The following is an 899-nucleotide window of genomic DNA, read 5'->3' on the forward strand; positions in this document are numbered from 1 at the left end:
ACAAGTCCTAACAGAATGATCATTTGATGAGTCGGCGGTAGCAGATGATGGAGCAGGCCAGGCTCATGAACGCTTCGTGGATGTCGTCGCGGATCTCCCAGCGGATGCGCAGGCGACGGAACCAGCGCAGCAGCGCGACGGTCTGCTCGACCACCCAGCGATGAACGCCCAAGCCGGAGCCGTGTTCGACGCCGCGTCGGGCGAAGTGGGGTGTGATGCCTTTGTCGCGGACGTGGTCGCGGTAGATGTCGAAGTCGTAGGCCCGGTCGGCGTAGAGGCTGTCCGGGCGTCGGCGGGGCCGGCCGCGTTTGCCCCGCACGGGTGGTATGGCGTCGATCAACGGCATGAGTTGGGTGACGTCGTGGCGGTTGCCGCCGGTCAGGCTGACGGCGAGTGGGATGCCCGCGCCGTCGGTGATGACGTGGTGTTTCGAGCCGGTCTTGGCGCGGTCGACCGGGCTCGGGCCGGTTTTGGGCCGCCCTTCAGGGCCCGTACGTGCGAGCCGTCGATCACCGCCTTGGACCAGTCGAGCTTGTCCGCGGCGCGCAGTTCGGCCAGCAGCACCTCGTGCAGGCGTTGCCACACGCCGGCCTCGTGCCACTCAGCGAGGCGCCGCCAGCAGGTCATCCCTGACCCGAACCCCAACTCCTGCGGCAGGTACTCCCACGGGATTGCTGTGTACAGCACGAACAGGATCCCGCACAGCACCTGCCGGTCCGGTACCCGTTTCCGTCCGGGGTTGCGCAACCGCCGCGGGTGCTGGGGCAACAGCGGCTCGATCCGCTCCCACAACCCGTCCGGCACGATCCATGGTGGCTGCTCGCCCTTCCGCACGGTCGACACTGTAGATCATCGTCTACAAAGGACGGAAGTCCCTAGATCATTCTGTTAGGAGTTGT

Annotated in this window: 1 protein-coding gene; it reads right to left on the reverse strand. The window is 66.2% G+C overall.

Going from position 1 to position 899, the window contains the following annotated elements; translation table 11 throughout:
* Positions 1 to 19: 19 nt before the first annotated feature.
* Positions 20 to 807 (reverse strand): IS5 family transposase gene (locus IEZ31_RS55820; protein ID WP_229837343.1). Its coding sequence is split into 2 segments (ribosomal slippage): positions 20 to 474 and positions 474 to 807, totalling 789 coding nucleotides; the frame shifts between segments, so codons are not numbered across the junction.
* Positions 808 to 899: the final 92 nt, after the last annotated feature.

The organism is Dactylosporangium sucinum, from assembly GCF_014647515.1.
GTDB lineage: Bacteria > Actinomycetota > Actinomycetes > Mycobacteriales > Micromonosporaceae > Dactylosporangium > Dactylosporangium sucinum.